14 protein-coding genes are annotated in these 20,693 nt (G+C 46.0%); 1 reads left to right on the top strand and 13 read right to left on the bottom strand.

Annotation, left to right across the window (positions count from 1 at the left end):
* Positions 1-17: 17 nt before the first annotated feature.
* From POTG_RS15085 to POTG_RS15070, 4 genes are all read right to left on the bottom strand, one after another.
* Complete coding sequence (locus tag POTG_RS15085) at positions 18-1,169, bottom strand: ABC transporter substrate-binding protein (RefSeq protein WP_009225697.1); 1,152 nt, start codon at positions 1,167-1,169, stop codon at positions 18-20.
* A 49-nt stretch (positions 1,170-1,218) separates the two neighbouring features.
* Positions 1,219-2,349, bottom strand: a complete 1,131-nt coding sequence (locus POTG_RS15080; RefSeq protein ID WP_009225696.1) for a CaiB/BaiF CoA transferase family protein — start codon at positions 2,347-2,349, stop codon at positions 1,219-1,221.
* Between the two features lie 67 nt (positions 2,350-2,416).
* A complete protein-coding gene (locus tag POTG_RS15075) occupies positions 2,417-3,568 on the bottom strand; it encodes a CoA transferase (protein WP_009225695.1) in 1,152 nt (383 codons plus the stop codon).
* Positions 3,569-4,142: 574 nt separating this feature from the next.
* On the bottom strand, positions 4,143-6,368 hold the full coding sequence (locus POTG_RS15070; protein WP_232282318.1) for an FAD-dependent oxidoreductase: 2,226 nt from the start codon (positions 6,366-6,368) through the stop codon (positions 4,143-4,145).
* Positions 6,369-6,535: 167 nt separating this feature from the next.
* On the opposite strand from POTG_RS15070, the gene POTG_RS15065 reads away from it, so the two are divergent.
* Positions 6,536-7,393 carry a helix-turn-helix domain-containing protein gene (locus POTG_RS15065; protein ID WP_036645705.1) on the top strand — a complete coding sequence of 286 codons (858 nt, stop codon included), beginning with the start codon at positions 6,536-6,538 and terminating at the stop codon, positions 7,391-7,393.
* Positions 7,394-7,420: 27 nt separating this feature from the next.
* Here POTG_RS15065 and POTG_RS15060 read toward each other — a convergent pair whose 3' ends face one another.
* The 9 genes from POTG_RS15060 to POTG_RS15020 form a co-directional block, all read right to left on the bottom strand.
* Positions 7,421-9,907: a glycoside hydrolase family 2 TIM barrel-domain containing protein gene (locus tag POTG_RS15060; protein WP_009225692.1), complete on the bottom strand. Its 2,487-nt coding sequence runs from the start codon at positions 9,905-9,907 to the stop codon at positions 7,421-7,423.
* A 15-nt stretch (positions 9,908-9,922) separates the two neighbouring features.
* Positions 9,923-10,966, bottom strand: coding sequence for a zinc-dependent alcohol dehydrogenase (locus POTG_RS15055; protein ID WP_009225691.1), 1,044 nt, complete (start codon positions 10,964-10,966; stop codon positions 9,923-9,925).
* Between the two features lie 57 nt (positions 10,967-11,023).
* Positions 11,024-12,178, bottom strand: a complete 1,155-nt coding sequence (gene dgoD, locus POTG_RS15050) for a galactonate dehydratase (RefSeq protein WP_009225690.1) — start codon at positions 12,176-12,178, stop codon at positions 11,024-11,026.
* Complete coding sequence (eno, locus tag POTG_RS15045; RefSeq protein WP_009225689.1) at positions 12,175-13,482, bottom strand: phosphopyruvate hydratase; 1,308 nt, start codon at positions 13,480-13,482, stop codon at positions 12,175-12,177. The genes dgoD and eno overlap by 4 nt, the downstream gene beginning before the upstream one ends.
* A 10-nt stretch (positions 13,483-13,492) precedes the next feature.
* On the bottom strand, positions 13,493-14,470 hold the full coding sequence (locus tag POTG_RS15040) for a phosphotransferase family protein (protein WP_009225688.1): 978 nt from the start codon (positions 14,468-14,470) through the stop codon (positions 13,493-13,495).
* Positions 14,467-15,513 (bottom strand): zinc-dependent alcohol dehydrogenase, encoded by a 1,047-nt coding sequence (locus POTG_RS15035; RefSeq protein ID WP_009225687.1) that lies wholly within the window; start codon positions 15,511-15,513, stop codon positions 14,467-14,469. Before POTG_RS15035 ends, POTG_RS15040 begins: the two co-directional genes overlap by 4 nt.
* 3 nt (positions 15,514-15,516) lie before the next feature.
* Complete coding sequence (locus POTG_RS15030) at positions 15,517-16,347, bottom strand: fumarylacetoacetate hydrolase family protein (protein ID WP_009225686.1); 831 nt, start codon at positions 16,345-16,347, stop codon at positions 15,517-15,519.
* A gap of 173 nt (positions 16,348-16,520) precedes the next feature.
* Positions 16,521-18,884 carry a glycoside hydrolase family 2 protein gene (locus POTG_RS15025; protein ID WP_009225685.1) on the bottom strand — a complete coding sequence of 788 codons (2,364 nt, stop codon included), beginning with the start codon at positions 18,882-18,884 and terminating at the stop codon, positions 16,521-16,523.
* Positions 18,885-18,956: 72 nt separating this feature from the next.
* The gene (locus POTG_RS15020) at positions 18,957-20,567 is read right to left on the bottom strand and encodes an extracellular solute-binding protein (protein WP_009225684.1); all 1,611 of its coding nucleotides are present in this window, start codon (positions 20,565-20,567) and stop codon (positions 18,957-18,959) included.
* Positions 20,568-20,693: the final 126 nt, after the last annotated feature.

Raw genomic sequence — 20,693 nt, 5'->3', positions numbered from 1 at the left:
CCCCTCGCATACGAATATCAACCGGCTCTTGCTACCCGATGCATTTCATTCAACTTTCGGATCACCGTCTTTCCGTCAAATGATCGGTTTATTAAAACTTCTCGGATCAGATGCCCGGCCTGCTCCTGAAACAGGATGTATCCATCAAAGCGGGGACGCAACGAACCGTGCATCATGGTATCCAGCGTGTTTTTAAAAAAATTTCCGCACAATCGGTTCACTTCGCTGTCCAACCATGCCGTCTTATGACCCGGTTGTCCCTCATTCATAAAATAGGTCGTTCGTTGAAACGATGGCGAAGCCACCATTTTGACAAAATCCGCTGCCAGTTCCTTGTAACGGCACCTGGAAGAAATGGCGAGGCCGACACCTCCGATCATGCTTCCAGAAGGGATGCCGGAATCCGAAGGTATATTGTCGAACGTGATCACATGTGACCGAAACTTTTCTTTTGCGTAATTGACATAACCATATATAAGCGGTATATAGACAATTTCATTCTTCGTTCCCATCAGGTCAAGCATGCCGATCGGATCACAATCAACCGATGCAGGGTGAAGGAAGGGCATCAGCCCCTTCATGATTGATAACGCTTGTTCGCCAATTTCGATAGGAAGATCCAACGCCTCACTCCAATAAGCTCGTCCAGCGATTTGCGCACAGAGTGTGAAAAATGAAGAATAAGCATGTACCGGCACCAAGGGCATTCCAATGGTCAGGCCGGCAGGCATTTGCTTCGCCAATTCGAGCACTTCATTCCAGTTACTCGGAACGAACATTTTGTTGGAATCGATCAAGTCTTTGCGATATGCACTAAATTGTGCAGCAGCATCTACGGGAAGCGCCCATTGTTTCCCGTTAAATGTATAACTGGCGTAACTTAATCCGGTGGAATGCCGAGCTTGATCAAGTAAAAATTCCTCTTCAATCAGTTCATCGAGTGGAAGCAACAGCCCTTTCGCCACAGCGGTGCCGATATGCGGATGATCAATCATAAGGAAATCGTATTGATCGACCAGCAACTCGAGTGGATAAAGTTCAAAATCGGATAATGAGCGCGCATCCCATCGGATCTGTACCCCCGGTTCTCTCTCCTGAAAAACGCGTGAAGCTGCGACCAACGGATTCAATCCTCTTTCATGTGACCAGGTCATTCCATTGAATTGCATTTTTCAACACCACATTCATTTTTATATTTTGTTTAAAAAGATAATTGTTCTATGAAAGATCCTCTCCGGCCAGACAAAGGTCAATAGAACGGTTGTGTTCTCCCAACTTTGGTGCTCTTTTTACGGAATACGGTCGATGTCCGTCCAGTCGCAACGGACAAGCCAGCATCGTCATCTTCGTATGATTGAACAAAGAAATGTCCATCGTCATATCCAATGCTTTGAACTTTTCATGCTGCAGTAATTCCCGCCAATCAAGTAAACGTTCACAAAAAACGCCATATTGACGAAAATTCCTTATCCAATGGGAAGAACACTTTTGACTCAACAATTTTACAATCTCATCGAAATCTTCCTTTTGTCCTTCTTGGAGTTCTCCCATACGTTTCAATACGTCAACCAAACAGGAAACGGAAATCGACCCGAGTGCTATAAAACCATCTTTCGTCATATAAATACCTGCAGGCATTCGTGCAGACCTGTTTCCTTTTCGTTCGCTGTCTATCGGTAATGACGACGATTGGAGTTTATCAAGCATCATTTCTTGCATCAAATCCAGCATGGACTCCAACATGCTGACTTCAACCAATGCCCCTTCCCCACTTACGGACCGTCGCACCAGTGCCGCCAAAATGCCTTGAGCCAAATAGGCCCCTGTAATCAAATCTGCTATGGGCAAACCGTAGGGAACCGGTTTGGGAAATATATCATTTACCAGCCAGGGAAACCCTACGAAAGATTGCACAAGTAAATCTTGCCCGGGCTTTGAAGCCAGCGGCCCCTCTTTCCCATAACCACTAATTGATCCATAGACAATACGCGGATTTAAGGCGCGCACTTGTTCATATCCAAAACCAAGACGTTCAATTACACCTGGACGAAAATTCTGGATGACAACATCGGCTTTCTTTAGCAAAGCTCTTATTTTTTTTCGATCATCCTCATTTTTCAAATCTGCTGCATAACTTTCCTTGTTCCGATTAATTGCATGAAACAAGGAACTGTCTCCGTCCATTTCAAGATTAGATGTATACAAATATCGACAGATATCTCCTCCGTTGGGCCGTTCTACTTTAATAACCCGCGCCCCCAAATCGGCAAGACGCAGACTGGCATATGGACCGGACAAAAACTGGCTGAAATCCACCACCACGATTCCTTGCAAAGGCCAATGACTCATGGAATCCTCCTTGGCGAATCGAACAACCGGAGAAACGAAAACTGTTAATGAACGGAGTCATACACCATCAACTTTGACAAAGCGAATGCTCTATTATAGTAGTATCCTCTCCCAAAGACGGGGGCCCTTTCGGCGAGACCAAAAGGTTTCCGTCAATTCGGATCGGACAACGAAACGCCTTGTTCATTTGACCGTATGAATCCTCTACGGGATGCACCATGTTCAAAACATGAAAGGCGTCATGATCCAACAAATCATTCACTGTTTGCACTTGCATGCACCAATAGCCGCCTTTTTCCAACAACGAAACCCATTCGGACGCTGTCTTTTGTTTCAGATGAACGGACAAATGTCGTTTGATTTCATCCCGTTGTGTAAACCAGCTTTCCGGGTCGGCATATGGCAACAGGGTGTCGCAATTCAACAATTTCGCCAACTGTATGACCGACCCCATCGCGAGAGCCAAGTATCCTGCCTTGGTCTCGTAAATCCCATACGGTGCCGCAAGATATACATGAGCGTTGCTGACTCGGCTTCGTTCGGGCAATTTTCTTCCATCATTCAAAAATGTGGTGATCAGTTCAAATTGCAAATCAATCGCCGACTCCAACAGACTGACTTCCACTTGCATACCTTTTCCTGAACAGGTGGCACGACGAACCAGCGCAGCCAAAATGCCTTGAACGAGATTGACAGCAGTCAACTTCTCCACGACGGAAAGAGGAAACGGAATGGGTGGATCATCACGATCACCGTTTAACCATGGAATCCCTGCAAACGATTGTATAAATAGATCGTCATCCAATCGTTCAGTAATTTGAGATTCATCCGTCGCATTCCATTCATCCTGTCCGTATCCAGTGATTCGCCCATAAATGATTCCAGGTTGACATCCAAATGCACGCTCAACTTCCGGCTGCCATTCCTGCAAACCATTCCCGGTAAGACTCACGATCAATACATCAGCTTTCTCCAGCAATCGTTCCAATGACCGTTGGCCATGATCGTTCAACTCAAATGCGTAGCTTTCTTTATTGCGGTTATATGTAGAAAAAAACTCTGTTTTCCGCCTTTGTGTATTCGAGCATTCGACCTTGATCACTCTTGCGCCCAAATCGGCCAACCGCAATCCGGCAATCTGTCCGGCCAAATGTTCGCTGAATTCCAAAACAACCAGACCTTCCAACGGCTTCTTAAATTCCCTTTTCGAAAGGCCCATGCACCATGCTTCACCTCGCTGTCTTCCCGTTACAGAGCAGCGTTCTTACATCAAGAAAAGACCCGCGATATTTTGGATGGATGACTATTCTCACGATTTTTGTTCCGTTTTTATATGATTATATTATATAAATATTCTTTTGTAAATCTTTTTCGAAATATTGTTTCATTATTGTTTGGGTTGACTGAGGAAATATATGCGCAAATGCGTAAGACGGGAGATGCGAATTGTGGGGAATTTGCGACCGAAGGAGTCACTTGACGTGTCGGTCACATGTTGACGCAGCCGATCCAGCCAGGCTGCGCCAACACATGCACCTTTTGATGACTGTCAAATTCAATCTGATTCAGTGTTCTCCCATGGGACTTCCTTGCGTTGTTCACTTTCTTCATAATGCGCTAGAATCCGATTCTTGATTTCGTTTTGATCGCCTATCAGCAGCGTATGTTCATTAGATTATCGTCCGCTTAAATCCTGGATGATCCGTATCATGGTGATACACGAACCACCTTTCCGAAAGCGTGAATCACTCTTATTAAAGTTTTCCATGTAAGCTCGGTGCAAACCAATTACATCAACTGTAGGCCCGAATCTCGTAAACCCCATAACGTTTGGCTCCGTTTGTATTTTGGAACACAATCCGAATTTCGGAGGTTTCAATCGGATCAAACGTTAACCGGTTGACACGCTGGTGGTTGTCCTGAATTGAAATCAGGGGTTCCCATTCGCTTTCACACTTGAAATAAACGGTGTAATCATTTACTAATGTAGGGAATACATTAAAATTATGGTATATTTCGAGATTATCATACAAATAATTTAAGTTGGAATCAAACACCAAATGTAATTGGCTAATCGACTTCACGTCTTCAAATTGAATGGTGATTGACTCGTTTTCGCTTGATGGTTCCGAAAGCCACAAATTTGGCAGTCCATAATTCCGGTTGTATCCGTTGTTCAGATTTTCCGGACCATAAATGGATTGTTCCGGCGTCGTACGAAAACACGGTAAACCGTTGGTGATCCTCCACATTTCTTTTTTAACTTCCAATGTGTCGATATCACAAAACGTTGTGCGTCGGTTTAACGGTTGTTGCTCAAGGAAAAACAGCCCGTTGATTTCATCGTTGCACATACCCATCCGAACGTCAGGATTTTTATGAATCCATATGAACACTTTTCCGGTGTCTGTGCTGCAATGAATCGGCAAGGAAATCCAATCGAACGTTTTGCTTTTAGGTACATGGACTGAACCTTCAAACAATTTAACTTGCGGGCCATAATTTTGCCTCTTTTTTGTTGTATAAACGGAATATTGGATTTCCGTGTCCGTGTCACTTTGCAGCTGAAGATCAATCTGGGACAACGACTCCTTTACCGGTACGATAAAACCGAAAGTCCCATCCAGCGATATGCTGTAATCCATCGTTTCTAAAGCAAACCGTTGTACGGAGCTGGCAGAAACCGAAGCTTTCCGGCACAAATCATGTTCATCTTCGTTTTTCTTTCCGATTACAAATTGATCGTTTCTAAGCAACAATTGTTGAAGTTCATACAGATGGTTTTCATAAATTTGTCTCGGATTCACCTGATATTTCTTGCACAGATACGCGGCTGCTCCGCACGACTGTCCCAAAACCGCAAGCGTGGCCATAACCCGTGTGGAACCGAAAGCTACATGGGATGCAGACATACAACGGCTCGCCACAAACAAATTATTGACGTTCCTGGAGTAGCAACAACGGTATGGAATCGGATACACCCCATGAAGAACAAAATGCCGGGTCGTCATATCTTTGGAGAAAAATCCTTCCAAAGCATGCAGGTCAATGGACCAGCCTCCGTAACCGATAGCGTCATCAAAGTCTTTTTGTTCCACAATATCCGTTTCGGTCAAAATATAGTCTCCCATCAAACGCCTGGATTCCCTTTTTCCCGGAACACTGCTGACGTATTCCAGATCGTAGGTCTCCGAATCATATTTACCGCTGTTTTTAATATGATTCCATATTCCGTATACGAGTTCTCTGTGGTTTTGCATGATTTCTTCGCTTTGACGAATTTGATCTTTCCCGTATCCGACCTCATAGAACCACTGCATCCGGTATCCTTCATAACGGGTGTTGCCAGGCATTCGCTCCGGTATTTCTCGATATTCCAGCGCTTTTTCCACATCCAGATTTTTGGCAAATTCGGGTAGGACAAACGGAGACTTTCGTCCCGTATCTTTCGAGTACCAAGCCAGCGTGCTTAACAATACGTGATCGTCAGGCTCATCGGGTGCGATTCGTTCGCCAAACTCCGATTTTCCTTCACGACCGACACGGTATTCTGCGCCCGCCAAATATCCGACGGTTCCATCTCCCGTATCATCCAGAAAATATGGACTGTAAAATTCAAAACGTTGTTCTGACCCGATTTGCGAACCCGACACATACCGGATATGACCTTGATTATCGGTTACAACTTCGTCCACATTGGTGTTCAAATACAGTGAAATATTTTCCTCCCGCATCACAAAATCCAAAAGCACAGTTTCCCAAAGATAAGGGTTACCTTGCGGATTTCGATACAGGTTTTCCAACCTCAGTTCTTCCATAATGCCCGATTCACGCGCATAAAAGTTAAATTCTTGCGCACCATCTGCTCCCGCTATATTCACTCTACATTCCGGGCTGGCATTCCCCCCCAAATAGCCTCGGTTATTGATTAGTGCCACTTTTAGCCCCAGTCGTGCAGCCTGAATCGCCGCACAAATTCCCGGCATTCCTCCCCCGACGACGGTCAAATCGTTGTTCACCTTGATTCTTTTAAACTCCATATTCGCTCACCTCTTCACAGATTATCTTTTTTCTATATCATATATCGCTGCTATAATGAGATAAAATGCACGATGATGCAAAATAATATCTTTTTTCGACTATTTCAATATTTCGAGGAAGTATAATTGGAAGGAGTATGCGTTTTATGATCAATCAAGTGGTGATCAATTTGAATGAACTGACCAATTTGACTTCCATCGGACTGTTTGAAACCAAAAATCCCTGGTATCACGTGGATCGAACCCTGGATATCGATAAAATGCTATACGTTGTCAATGGGGTCGTCACGTTGTGTGAAGAAGGCATCGACTACGCTATAGCCAGCAATCAAGTTTTCTTTCTCAAACATCGGTGCAGGCATTGGGGAAAAACCGAAATTGAACCCGGAACAAAATGGTTTTGGGTTTCGTTTAAGCCGTTTCAATTCAAAAAAGGTGTTGAGCAGTACGCTTTGCCGAAACAAATAACCGTTTCGTCACCTGCGCACCTGACCACAACTTTAAATACCATGTTGCACCTTTTCAATTCTTCGGAACCGTTCAAAAAGGAACGTCTGAATGGATATTTGTACTATATTTTGTATCAACTGTTGGTTCAACAAGTGAATAACCGATCGGACAAGAAAGCCAAAACTATCACCGATCAGGTGAAAAACTTGCTTTATGAGCACCTGGAAAGTCCGTTCTCCAGCCAATTCATCGAGGAGTCTCTGAACATGAATTACAGCTATATCGGACGAATGTTCAAATCCGTCACGGGAACAAGCATCAATCGCTACTTTAACGAGTTAAAAATACAAAAAGCGACGGAACTGATGCTACTTGACACACTGAATATTTCGAAAATCAGTGAATCGCTCGGCTATCCAAACCCGTATTATTTCAGCCGTGTCTTCAAACAAGTGACCGGCGTCTCCCCCAAAGAATACAGACGAAACTTGTATATCAAATATAAAAAGGGCATCACGCTTGTATCGCAGCGCAATACCCCATCCCAAAAATGAAATATGATTCAAGTTTGAAATGTCCGGTCAGGGACATAAATCCACTGATGACGGAATCACTTTAACTTGACATTCGTTGGACACCACATTGGTTCGGATGTTTCGGGCTCGAATGGTGATCGTTCCAGGTGCTGTTCCTTGTAGAATCATCAAACATCTTCCAAGATGGGTGGTGACATGATTTTTTTGATAATCTTCCACACTGTCGGGACTTCCGTTGTCAACGCCGAGAATTCGGCAGGGCCCGTCTACTTCAAAATCGATTCGCTCTTCCTGATTGGTGATCGCAAAACCTTGTTCGTCTACAAATTGAGCCGTCACATGTACGACGCTGTCCAGATCCGCCTTGACGCTATCTTTATCCGTTTGCAGCGCAATGCCATGAATTGAACCGACTGTATATATCGCTGTTTGAACCGTTTTACCGTCTTTCTTCCCGACGGCCTTCAATTCCCCTGGCTGAAAAGGTACGAGCCATTTATAGATCCGGTCTTCAAATTCATGAAGATAACGAGTCCCGACCAGAGAATCATTCAAGTACAAAGAAACTTCATCACAATTCGAATAAACTTCGACAACAATCTGCTCTCCCGCGCGATAATTCCAGTGATGATTCACATCGTGCCAGAACCAAAGCCTTCGTTGCCAAGCCCCCTCTTCTTTTTCCTGCAAATCCCCGTCACGCAGTTCATACAGCGATTTTTCCAGTTGCTGCGTAACCATATGAATGTGAGGTTCATCGCTCCATAAGCTCTTGAACATATGGAATGCCGGTTTGGGAAAGCCAGCCAGGTCAATCAATCCAACATTGGAACTTTTGCGCGGCCACGGTTTCTGAACCGAAGCTTCGCCCAAATGGTCAATCCCTGTCCAAATAAAGGTGCCGGCAACAAATTCTCTTTCCAGAACCGCCTTCCATTCATGCCATTGTCCGACATTTTCTGTCCCCATGATCGGTTTATCGGGGTAATGTTCATGCCCATAATCATAAATGACTCTTCTGTAACTGTAACCTACCATATCCAATGCATCGATGTAGCCGGATTCGTAACTGGCACTTGGCAGAATGCAATTGGCGGTAACCGGCCTTGTCGTATCCAGTTCCCTGGTCCAATCCGCGAGTTTTTTGGCGGTTTTGCCGATATCGTACGCATCTTCGGGAATTTTTCGGATATTTTCCCGGATTTGCTCTTTGCTGTTAGGCGGCAAGGTCCAGAAATAGTTACCGCTGGCGTTCATGCCGAAATACCCGGTTGCCTCGTTGTATTTGGGATACGTCCACTCAATTTCGTTACCAATGCTCCATTGGATAATACATGGATGATTCCGGTCTCTTCGAACCGTATTTTGCAAATCTTCCTTCGCATATTCGCGGAAAAATTCGGCATGTCCCCTCGTAATATAGTCCACAAATTTTTCTTCTCCGTTTTTCCGCTTGTCTTTTGGATTATCCCATTCGTCAAAAAATTCTTCCTGAACCAAAAAACCCATTTCGTCACACAAATCCAGAAAGTCTTCCGACACCGGATTGTGCGCGGTTCGAATTGCATTGCAGCCCATGTCCTTCAACAATTCCAACCTTCTTCGCCAGACATCTCCAGGCACCGCTGCACCGACCAAACCCGCGTCATGATGCAGGCAAACCCCTTTAATCAACGTGCGCCGGCCGTTGAGAAAGAACCCTTTATCTTTATCAAAATAAAAGTCTCTTATACCAAAGGAAGTTTTCTCGCGTTGAATCACTTCACCACCAACGATAATGTCAACTTCCGCACGATACATGTTGGGTTGGTGGATATCCCACCGTTTGGGATATGGAACGGTAAATTCCATGCAGATCTCATCATGTTCATTCGAGCCAATGCGGTATGTGATGGATTGCGATGCAACTTGATTGCCGTGTGGATCAAAGATCTTTCCAATCAAATCGAAGTTCTGATCTTGATCCGAAGCGTTGGTGACCGTGATCTGTCCTTTGACTATCGCATGATCGTCACGGACAACCGGCGTTGAATAGAACGTTCCCCAAACCGGAATGTGGAGTTTTGGTAAAATATGCATAGACACTTTCCGATAAATACCGGATCCTGTGTACCAGCGGCTGTCCGCATATCGGGAATGATCCACTTTAACCGCAATGACATTATCCTCATGAACCGGGTTCAAAAAATCCGTGATGTCAACAACAAACGGAGAATAGCCGTAAGGATGGAACCGGAGTAATTTCCCATTGCAATAGACACTGGCTCGATTGTAAATACCGTCAAAATGAAGGTAGATTTTCTTACCCGCCATGTTCTCGTCGGTTACAAAATGTTTGCGGTACCAGGCGATTCCCCCCGGCAAATATCCTGTACAAGCTTCTCCTTTCTCTTGATCAAAAGACAGTTCCACACTCCAGTCGTGCGGAAGGGAAACGGTTCTCCAATCCGCATCGTTCGTCGTGGTCAAATGGGGCGCTTCCGGCTCGCCCAAAAAAAATTTCCAACCGATATTAAATGGTATGCCGCGCATCTTGATCCTCCTCTTTCACTCGCCAAATGTTGATTCAGGCTCAACTTCCAGTATAAATTTGGCTACAGGCCCGGGATCGGACAACAATTTTTCAAAACAAGCTTTACCTTCTTCAAGTGGTACCCTTTGCATCCACTGATCGAGTTGAAGACCTTTCTCTGAAATCCATTTTAATGCGAAGTGGAAATCTGCAGGCGTGTATCCGAACGACCCGCGAAACGTCAATTCGTTCCGTATAAAGGAATTGATGGGTAATTGACTGTCGGCATGATGAAGTCCGGAAAAAACGACTGTTCCTCCCGGTCGCGTGTATTCGACACATTGCTGACGGGTCACTTCCAGCCCGACCGCATCCACGGATTTACTGAAGCCGCGAACCGGTATTTGTTTCTTCAGTTGTTCCGCGTTAGCTGCCGGTATCCCTCCCATGGCCTTCACGATGGACAAACGGTCTTCATTCAGATCCATTACGACAACACGATTCACGCCATAGAGCTGCGCGACCCGCAACGTCAGCAAACCGATCGGCCCTGCTCCAATGATCAATAACGAATCATACGGTTTCAATTCCGCCAGAGCCGCGATTCGAACCGCGCAAGCGAATGGTTCAGTTAATGCGCCGTCATCCATCGGCACGTTTTCCTCAAGCGGCAGTACGTTACCAGATGGCACCCGCACATATTCCGCAAACGCCCCCGGCATTCCCGCTCCGATCAATACTCGTTTCTCGCAAAGATTGGCGTATCCGGACTGGCAATCCAGACACTTTCCGCACGATACCAACGGATTGGCGGTCACACGATCGCCAACTTGAAATGCAGTGACACCCTCACCAATCTCGGCGATCCTGCCCGCAAATTCATGCCCCATCACAAGCGGCGGTTTTCGCAGGGAATTTTGTCCCAGGTAACCGCTCAATTCGGAACCGCAAATGCCCACTTTTTGAACACGAACCAATACTTCACCTTTTTCTGGCCTTGGCACAGGAACTTGCCGCATGTTCAACTCTCGTGGGCCTTCATAAACCAATGCACACATCGTTTCCTTGACCATGAACATTCGTCTATCCCCCTTGTTGCAAACAAAAGGCTAGCGTAGCAATGAAGCTTTCGTCCATTACCACTCTGCATAAGAGCCGTCTTCATGTCGCCATATCGGAGCATGCCAATCGTGCCCTTTTTTCGCTGCTTCTCTCACTTTTTCCTCATTCACTTCAATTCCCAATCCAGGCGCTGTCGGCAGCTCGACAAAACCCGTTTGATATGAAAATACTTCAGGATTTTTCAAGTAATCCAACAGATCCACACCTGCATTGTAGTGGATGCCCAAACTTTGTTCCTGAATGACAAAGTTTGGTGTGCAGATGTTATGTTGAAAACATGAAGCGAGCGCGATCGGGCCTAACGGGCAATGCGGCGCAACCGCGATGTCATACGCTTCCGCCATCGCGGAAATCTTCCTCGTTTCGAATATGCCGCCAGCGTGGGACAAATCCGGTTGAATAATATCAACATATCCTTGCTGCAACAGTTCTTTGAACCCCCACCGCGTATACATTCGCTCACCGGTAGCGATCGGGATCGTCGTCATTCTGGCAATTTCTCTTAACGCCTCTTGATGTTCCGGCAATACGGGTTCCTCAATAAACATCAACCTGAACGGTTCCAATTCTTTCACCAGGATTTTCGCCATCGTTTTGTGGACGCGACCATGAAAGTCAAGCGCAATGCAAATGTCGGGACCGACTGCTTCCCGTACGGTTTGTACACGTTTTAATACCTGGTCAATCTTTTTATATGAATCGATATAATTCAGTTGCTCTGTCGCATTCATTTTGACAGCTTGATAACCGGATTGAATCTGTTTTTTCGCCTGCGACGAAAGATCCGCTTCGCTCGGACGATCTCCGCCGATCCAACCGTAAACTTTCACCTTGTCTCGAACCGCACCGCCAAGCAATTCATAGACTGGTGCTTTGAAATATTTCCCTTTAATATCCCACAGGGCTTGTTCAATTCCCGACAAAGCACTCATCAATACAGGCCCTCCGCGATAAAAGCCGCCCCGGTACAAAACCTGAAAGTGATCCTCGATCTTCAACGGATTTTTTCCGATCAAATAACTTTTCAGTTCTTCAACAGCCGCTTTTGTGGTCGCGGCTCTTCCTTCCAGAACAGGTTCACCCCAACCCGCGATTCCTTCATCTGTACTGATTTTCAGGAAAAGCCATCTCGGTTCGATTAAAAAAAGTTCCATATCTGTGATTTTCATTGATGAAACCTCCCGTGAAACGCCCGTTTCCCGGTGAAACGACCATTCAATTCGTGATGGATTCTCCATAATTGGTTGTATTTCGCTGTACGCGACGAACCGGCAATCGAACCGATTTTAATTTGGCCGCCATTTAATCCGACTGCAAGGTCAGCCAGCGTACAATCTTCCGTTTCCCCCGACCGGGCCGAAATCACCGTCAGAAGACCGGCTTCTTTAGCCAGCTTCACTGCCGTCACCGTTTCCGTCAGCGAACCGATCTGATTCATTTTCACCAAAACGGCATTTCCTGCTTTTAACGCAATCCCTTTTTGAATTCGCTGCGGATTGGTGGTGAACAAATCGTCTCCCACGAGTTGCACTTTGTCGCCGAGACGTTCGGTCAGCCGTGTCCATCCTGCCCAGTCTTCCTCTGCCAGACCGTCTTCAATGGAGAGAATCGGATATTTCTCCACCCAATTTTCCAATTTTTCGATCATTTGCTCCGAAGTCAGTTCCTGTTTGTCCGCACCTAACCGATATGTTCCGGATGACTCGTCATAAAAATGGGAAGAAGCCACATCCAGGGCAAAAGCTACTTCATCTTTCCGTTTGTATCCTGCGCTCTGCACCGACTCGCAAAGAATATCCAACGCTTCTTCATTGGAGGTCAAATGCGGTCCAAACCCTCCTTCATCAGCCAACAGGCGTGATTGATAACCTTTGGCAGCAAGAATTTCCTGCGTTTTGAAATACACATCCGAAATCATCTGTAAAGCTTCCGGATAGCTCTTTGCGCCTACTGGCATAATTAAAAAATCTTGTATGTCAATATTTTTTCCAGCATGCAATCCGCCGCTGATGATATTGACCATTGGCAGTGGCAGCGAAGGTTGTGCATTCAAGTCGCCAAAGCGATCCGCCAGATATTGATAGAGCGGCAGACCTCGCTCCGACGCTTCTGCGTGTGCCGCTGCAAAAGAAACGCCGAGGATCGCGTTAGCGCCAAGTCTGGATTTGTTTTTCGTTCCGTCCAATTCGATCAAAGTGCGATCAATCCGTTCATGGTCTGCGGCGTCAAGCCCCGTGACCGCTTTTGCGATTTCATGATTCACATGCGCAACCGCTTTGCTGACCCCTTTCCCGCGAAATCGGGACGGATCCTGGTCACGAAGCTCCCATGCTTCAAATTTCCCGGTGGATGCACCGGAAGGAACCATCATGCGGCCTTTATGACCACTTTCCAATGTGATATCCACTTCAATGGTTGGATATCCACGGGAATCGAGAATCTCTCTTCCGACGACCTGTTTAATTTTGCCCATTCGATTCTTTTCACCTCAAAGCATTCGCCATAGTCTCAAATGGATGAATTTCACTTTGATCCGATACCCACTGCTTCCCGATCCGCCGAATTTGATTTTTCAGATCGGGTTCTTTTACATATTCAACCCGAGATTGACCGTCAATTCTGGCCAGCAACATGAAGCCGAGATGTCTCATGAAACTGTTCGGCCATTCTCCGTAAGCATCGAGAAAAGCTTTGATTAAATGTAACATCTCGTCTTTCTGATCTGACACAAAAGCTTTCAACAAAAGGTGCCCGGTACAAAATGCAAGGTCAAAGACCGGATTCCCCCAGTGTCCAACTTCAAAATCCAACAAAATCAATTGGCTATCTTTGGCGACAAGAATGTTTTTAGGTGAAAAGTCACCGTGAACAAAGCATTTTTTTTCAGTTATCAACTCATGTTCCAAACGCTCAATTGCATCACCTAATTCCGGATACTTTGCGGCAATCGAGTGGTGAAACGGAACGATCCGCAATTCGTTCAAATACGTCAGATCTTTTAGTTCATCCACGATGGATGTTGAAATGGTACGGCTTTTTTCATGCATTTGTCGCAACATCGTGCCGACCGCTGCTGCCGTCTTTCGATCCAGCTTTCCTTCGAGCAATTGTGCTTTCCAGGGAACCGAACCTTCGGGTGCGCATGTCATCAGATAAGCATGGTTTTCCTGATCTCTCTGAATGATCTTCGGTACCTGTTTAGACTCGAGAATTTGACCGACCGCAGACATGGCCAGTTGCTCTCGTTCGATACGTTTTACATCTGAAAACCACGCATCCTTTACTTTCAATTTTGGAAGCGCCTGCTTCAGTACCAGGCGCCCGGTTTCCGTAACAATTTTCCAAACCCTGCTGGAAACGCCTCCACTCAATTCGTAAATTTCACAGGTTTCCGCCCTGTCGACCCATCTGTGTTCTTTCAAAAACCTCCTGACATCGTCAACTGTTTGAAGGACGTTCACATCGTTTCCTCCTCATGTAACATCACAATCTTTACCGTAGGTCTCGTTTTGTTTCTAAGCGACTGAAAAGCTTTTTCATAATCACGAATGGAAAAACGATGTGTGATGAGCGGAGAAATATTCAATTTACCCGTTGCAAGCCAATCCAAAACTTTGCTCCAGGAACTGATCGTATACGAAAAAACACCGTGAACCGTGATATCTTTCAACATGATATCGTCACTTTCCAACACCAACTGTTTGCCGGCACCGGCCACACCTTCCAACACAGCGTGACCGCCAGCACGAACCATCTCAATGCTCATTTTAACGGCTTGCTCATTGCCGGATGTTTCAAAAGAGACATCAACCCCTTGGCCGTTCGTCCAATCCATTACGCATTGGTCGATATCATCTTCTTTGCTGTTCAATACACAAGAAGCACCGAGTTCACGCCCCAAACCCAGTTGCAAACCATTTCGTCCGATCAGGCAAATCTCATCAACCCCGAGCACCTTTAACATCAGAACCGTTAACAAGCCAAGTGTCCCCGGTCCGATGACCGCCACTTTCATTCCCGGCTCGATGGGCGTTCGCATGATACCGCGCATCACCGTTGCGGCAGGTTCCACCAACACCGCTTCCTCAAAGGAGAGATGATCCGGTATGCGATGAACATGCCGGGCAGGTACCGTCACCAGGCTTGCTCCACCTCCGGGACGGGTAAAACCCAGTTGGTCATATTCCTGACAAAGATTGGTTCGTCCTTGTCTGCACATGGAACAGCTTCCGCAAGACATCAGTCCTTCCGCGACGACACGATCACCCGGTTTGATTCCCTTTACTTCGCTTCCGGTTTCAACTACAACACCGCTCCATTCATGGCCGGGAACGACAGGGTAAGTCACGTATTCCTCGGAAACTTTCCCTTCCAGGATTTCCAGATCCGTTCCGCATATTCCGACCGCTTTGGACTTTATCCTGACATCGTACGGTCCCATCGATTGAGGCTTGATGTCGTCCAATCTGATTTCATGCGGTTTCGGGATTACCAATGCTTGCATCTTCTATTCTCCTTTCATCACATTCTTCAAAACCCCCAGTTTTTCGATTTCTACCGTTACCTCGTCGTTCGGTTTGAGCCAAACTTGTCGTTCTTCCGGATAACCGGCAATCACGCCTTCAGGTGTTCCGGTCAAGATGAGATCACCCGGCTCCAACGTCATATAACGGGATATGTAACTGATCAGTTCAGGTACACTGAATATCATGTCTTTCGTATTGGAAGATTGCCTGATTTCTCCATTGAGTTTCAGGCTGATTTCCAACTGATTCGGATCTCCCACTTCGTCGGCGGTAACCAGATACGGGCCGACCGGACAAAACCCATCCAAAACTTTGCCAAGCATCCATTGACCGGTCCGCATTTGCAAATCACGGGCAGACAAATCATTGACGTTGCAATAACCAAATACGATACTCAGCGCCTCTTCTTCACGGACATCTTTCGCTTTTTTCCCGATTACAACCCCAAGTTCCGCTTCGTAATCAAATTTTTCCGCACATCCGGGTAACGGGATTTCCGCCAAATGCCCGCTTAAACCGTTTGAATACTTGTTAAACAGAACGGGATACGCTGGAACCGGCATTTTCGCTTCCTCTGCATGTTTCTTGTAATTTAGCCCAACACAAATGATTTTTTTGCCAGCAGGAACACACGGTTCGTAAGTGATTTCATTTTCATCGATCCATTGTCCCTTGTTTTTTTCTCTTTCTTTCGCAAGATCAACTTCACCTGAGATCATTTGATCTAAACGAGCAGACAAGGGCAGGATGCCATTTTCTTCCACAATTCCGCATTTTTTGACGCCCAGATGTTGAAATTGCACAATCCGCATGATGAATGCCTCCTGGTTTTCTTTATTTCAATTACAGATATCAAGCCGGTGATGTGGATATTTCCATGAGCAATGAAAATAGGGATGCCGTTCGGCTAACACTGCCGTCCGGAATCAAAATAACCTCCGTTACATCATAACTCTCGTTACATCACGAACATTCCAATACTGGATTACTCCAACTCCCACAATTCCGGGTTATACCGATAGTAACTGTGTCCGTATTCTTCCCGCCGTTTCGCGCTTTCGTTAAGATGTTCCAGTATGACTTGTTTGATTTGCACCTGATCACCGATTAACAATTGATATTTATTCGTCGATAAAACGGCTTTCTCCCGATTAATGATGCTAAGGCGAACGACAAAATGACCGGTTGCGCCGATGTCAATCAACCATCTGACCTTTCCATATTGATGTGAACTGTCAGGTTCAACATCCGCTGTCACGCTTCCGCGCTCAACAATCTGTCCTTTATGGTCGATCACTTCCCATTCTATCTTTACATCTTCATAAGCGTGATGATAATCATTGATAACCCATATATTTCCTTCAAACCATTCACCGGCTTTCCAGCGTCTGCGAGAAAATTCCAGGCTTGGCAACAACGGTTGATAGCTGCGTTTCACATAATCGTAACTAAGTTTCTTTTTGCCATAATAATCCACGATTCCCCACTTGATGTCCGGCCAGTGGGTGATAAAGTGACAGAACGAAACACCGCTCATCCTCGGTTTGCGTCTGCGATAAAGTTCAAGGGCGTATTGCAGAATTGTCCCTTGCGCGATCTGCGTGGACTCGACGAATTCTTCAAGTGAAGACATTCGCTTGTCGCCAAATACCTCAATATTAAGTCCTTGTAAAATATCGATATCCGCCCAATGATAACCCCAACTCGGCCCTAGCGGCCAAAGCTCATCTTCAGGGATAAATTTTCGCAGGCTTTCAATGGAAGGAGCCGAAGCCGCGGTCAATTCCGGAATGATGGCACAATCCAAGGATGGATAGTATTCTTCCATCAATTGTCTGCCGCCACCGTAATAATGTTCGTTGGCATGTTGAGATTCTTTCGGTTTGAATCCCATTTTTTGACCGAATTCATTGCTCAACGGTGATGCCAGACCATAAGGAACGGACGTATGCTCGGCCACCGCTTTTCCGACAGCTTCCATCAACTCCAGATTGCCGCTTTCCACATGCGCATCGGTAAAAAACACCTCTTCTCCACCCATCCAGAAAATATTGGAGGGATGATTGCGGCGTTGTTTGACAATTTCCGCACATTCCTTCGTAACGGATTCCACAAAAGACGGTTCATTCGAAAACGCCTGTGTTGAAAAGGTGAAATTCGTCCAGACGGTAATGCCCAATTCATCACATAGGCGGTAAAACGTCGGAATTTCCGGAGGATGCCAACCGAATATCCGCAGATTGTTGATGTTCGCTTCTCTGACGAGTCGCAAACGGTGATCGTATTTTTTGTCATTGTTCCGGCCATACAAGAAAGAAGGCTGGCCTCCCCAACAAGCGGAACGCAGAAAATGCCGTTTCCCGTTGATGAAAAATGTCCAAGGATATTCCGACTCTTCCGGTGTAAAACCTGGATTCATCTCCATCCGAATTTCCCGAATCCCGATCCGATCGCGGATTCGGTCGATTTCTTTTCCTTCCTGGTGCAATGTAAGATCCAGCGTATACAGATTCGGATTCCCCAGATCCCACGGCCACCACAACTTCGCATCTTTCACTTCTACATCCAATTCCACGATCTGAATCCCGGGGTTAACGGTTTTCTCGACCATGGCACCATAACGTTCACTTGTAAACTGATAACCTTCCAATTCCGCCCGAATCCCGACAGTTTGCGGTTCGTCCGTCATGTTGTGGACTTCCACCTGCAGTTGGACAACGGCATCTTTCTCTCCGATTTTATACTCTGTCCGGAACTGTTCAATCTTTACGTCATCCGTTGCGATAAGACGAACCGGCCGCCAAATGCCGAAAGGAATCAATCCGGTGAAGTAATCTCCCGAAAAATTGACTTTCTTTCCACCGACATTTCGGAAATTCTTTGGAGGCGGATCCAGTTTGACAACTACCTGGTTGGAGCCTCCTGCCCAGTAGTCATAATTCAACAAGTGTCCTACTTCAAAGCGAAATGAAGAAAACATCCCTTCATGGCTGCCCAAGCGGTGTCCGTTCAGCCAGACGGTGCAACTGTAGTCCACACCTTCAAATTCCAGGAAAATCCGTTTTCCTTTCATTCCTTCGTCCACATTGAACCGGCGAACATACCACCATTCGTATTCCTGCACCCACTTCGCCTTGTGCATGTTTCGCCCGAAATACGGGTCTTCGATCTCACCTGCCCGTTGCAAATCCGTGTAAACATCTCCCGGAACAGAAGCGAAATTCCAGCTGAACATGGTGCCTTGGCGTTCAGCTGGCAAAACATGAAATCCTTCCTGTTCTCCCTGGCCGATACGCATTTTTTCCATTTGCCATAATTTTCCACAAAGATCCTGGATCATTCTTGCCATAACGTTTCGCCCCCATAACACAACGTTTCAGCCTGAGCCCTCAGGCTGAAACGTTGCACGTTTCTCGTAATATTATTGTGCACTCAGGAACCTGTCGTATGCTTGTTGATATACTGCAAGCAGATCATCGATTCCCATTTTCTTCAGGTTATTGAGATATTCATCCCATTCTTCCTCGACCGTTCCTTCAAGCAACCATCTTGCGCTGGATTCCATAACATAACTATTGATATCCGTTGAAAGAAGTTTGATTTGCTCGTTTTCTTCCGGTGAATACAACATGCCCGGAATCGTCTCGGATGTCATATACGGCAAATAGTTTTCCTTGATCGTGTCAATTTTTTCTTTATCCTTTTCTGCCAAAGCCAGTCTGCCACCGTATGTGTCTACCTGGATCGCGTAAGGCGCTTCCACCGGCGCCGTTTTAAACACGTACTCGTCGATCGTCATGCCTTCCGGCGGATCGTTCAGAACAAGTTGACCATCTTTCTCTACCAGCGTCAGACCGATTGGCCCCCATCCGGCTTCGATGGATGTTTCCGGATCATAGTGAAGGTCGATCCAGCGCATGGTCAGTTCCGGATGTTCATTGACACTGGTCACGGAAAATGCAGTCGGATTAACCCCCATATTGTTCCACATGGTTTTTCTCCAGACGCGGTCTCCGTTCGGTCCCTCAAGAGCGGGAACAGCCACATAGTTATCGTTTAACTCTGCACCAACAACACTGAAGGGCAGCCAAGCGAAAAATCCGCCCAAACGATCAGCTTTACCTATCAACTGGGAATTATCCTGAGTTAGGCTTTCTTTATCGAACAATCCGTCAGCAAAGAACTTATGGAAATATTTGATCGCTTCTTTGTACTCCGGCTCTTGCGCTGAAAATACAACCTTACCATCTTCAACAAACAGATGGTTACTCCAATCAGCTCGGCCAAATGCGCCAAACAGCGAACCAATTCCTTGAGTATTATAATCGATATGGTTGTATACAAATGAGAACGGAATCTCGTCAGGTTCGCCGTTTCCATTCGGGTCTTGTGTTTTGAACGCCATCAATACATCATACAGTTCCTCGGTTGTCGTCGGAACTTCAAGATCCAAGTTGTCCAGCCAAACTTTATTCAGGAACATCATGTCAGGCGAAAGCCAAAGCATCAGTTCCCGGATATTCGGCAGCGAGTAAATGTGACCGTCTGGTGCTGTCAAAATGCTCCGGTACGTCGGATTCTCTTCCAGAAGCTTATACAGGTTGGGCATGATGTCTTCGGTAATGTAATCTTCAAGCGGAATCAGTGCACCTTCTGCGCCATATTTGATTACATCGTTAGCAGGCAAGATAAGGTTGCCATAAAACGCGTCCGGCAAATCATTGGTGCCCAAAATCAGGTTCCTTTGTTCTTCACAAGCGGAGTAATCGATGTCGTCCCAGTCGATTTTAACATTGGTTTTTTCTTCTAGTTGTTTGAAGAATTCCATTTCTTCATAAGGCCCGTTGTTCGGATGCTTACAAGCCACCATTTTGATTGTAACGGGTTCCTTCAACGGAAATGAGAATTCTTCAGTAGTGGAGTCCGAATTGTTTCCACTGTTGTCGGCTCCGTTATTGTTGCCGCCGCAAGCAGCCAACACTGTCGTGACCACCAACATCAACGACAGAAGAATGAAAAGCTTCTTCTTCATTTTTTTGACCTCCCGAATTTTCTTCATTTTCGTTTCAGATTACATTGGGTTTGGAAAATGCTGTTCTCTTCTTATGCTTTCATCACCCCCTTAACAGGGTCATCTTTGTTTTCACATCAGGAAAAT

The sequence above is a fragment of the Paenibacillus sp. oral taxon 786 str. D14 genome (assembly GCF_000159955.1).
GTDB lineage: Bacteria > Bacillota > Bacilli > Paenibacillales > Paenibacillaceae > Fontibacillus > Fontibacillus phoenicis.
This window is presented reverse-complemented; position numbering and strand designations above follow the sequence as displayed.